The sequence below is a fragment of the Pseudoflavonifractor phocaeensis genome (assembly GCF_016901955.1).
Taxonomy (GTDB): domain Bacteria; phylum Bacillota; class Clostridia; order Oscillospirales; family Oscillospiraceae; genus Flavonifractor; species Flavonifractor phocaeensis_A.
In genome coordinates this window covers 1-1,184 of the sequence record NZ_JACJLC010000197.1, presented here as the reverse complement: position 1 = coordinate 1,184, position 1,184 = coordinate 1, and the positions used below count along the sequence as shown (strand labels likewise).

Annotated in this window: 1 protein-coding gene; it reads right to left on the bottom strand. The window is 47.8% G+C overall.

The annotated features are described in order from the left end of the window. Nucleotides 1–31: 31 nt before the first annotated feature. Nucleotides 32–1,045: a Wadjet anti-phage system protein JetA family protein gene (locus H6B51_RS17115; RefSeq protein WP_243421382.1), complete on the bottom strand. Its 1,014-nt coding sequence runs from the start codon at nucleotides 1,043–1,045 to the stop codon at nucleotides 32–34. Nucleotides 1,046–1,184: the final 139 nt, after the last annotated feature.

The following is a 1,184-nucleotide window of genomic DNA, read 5'->3' as shown; positions in this document are numbered from 1 at the left end:
GGCTTGAATCCGTATGCCTTCTGCGAGAATTCTAAACACAAACCGTTCTGCCAAAAGCTATGTCTTGGCAGGACGGTTCTTTTTGCCTTATTATGCGGTGTTGCCTTAGATTTCCACGAACGGAGAAATCACGGTTGGTCAAATTTTCTAACTTCTGTGTCGTTGCCCTGGTATACCGGCGCACCTGGCAATCAATTTCATCCAGATACTCCGACTCAATGCTGTCATAACAGTCCTTTACCTCAAAAATTTTTTGCATCAGATCCCGTCGACAGTCTGCCAGTGCGGCGCCCCGGCGATCCTGTAACGCAGCGTTGGCAAGAGCTGTCAACAGCGCATCATCTTCGGCCCAGTTTGTAAGGATCGTCTGGATTGGAACCCTGTATTTTGGAACCGAATCCTTGATTTTCAGTGGCCGAATATAGGCCTCTACCACTTTCTGCCCAAAATCATCAAAATGTGAGGCCAGAACATCATTCACTTCCTGCATCTTAATTTGCAATTGAAAGAAATGCTTTACATTGTGATAGACCATTTGCAGCAGCTGGAGCAGTGCCTGGGTATTATCATAGGCATTGTAAACCGCCGCCATCTTGTCATAGATGCTGCCACTCTCATCGGCCACTTTTAGGGTGGAGTAGGTGCTGAACACATAGGAATAGCCGCGAATGGGACTGTCATCCCGTAGTTGATGGAACAGCTTCAGAAGGGAGCTGCTGTAGCTAGGAACTGTAATATATTCATTAAAGTCCTCACTGCGCTCTTTTTCGAACCAACCTTTGCTGTATAATTTACGAATTAGAAATCTGGCGCGGCCCGAAATATCCCGCAGTTCTTCCTCATCAATGTCCTCCCCCTCGAATGTGGCATCGGCCAGCTGCTGCTCCAATTTGCTGCGAAGCATGGAGTAAAAGGTGTTCTCTGGAATTTTTAAATTGTCTCGGTATGCTTCCCAAAGCACATCAAGTGCGTCGGCATACAGTGCACGATTCGGCGAGGCCAAAATGGAAAATAAATCAGTTGGGATACGCTCAAACAGGTTCATCGCAGTCCCTCTCTTATAGGAGATGTTTATGTGAATACGCCGCCTGAAACGGTGCCTTTAGACCGCACGAATGGTGCACCCAGACCGCTGAAATGGTGCATGGTCACCGCAGCCATGGTGCATTGACAGGATGGCCACT

What these genes read in the sequence shown, in the direction of transcription:
- H6B51_RS17115 (WP_243421382.1), bottom strand. Translation starts at nt 1,045, where the DNA reads ATGAACCTGTTTGAGCGTATCCCAACTGATTTATTTTCCATTTTGGCC.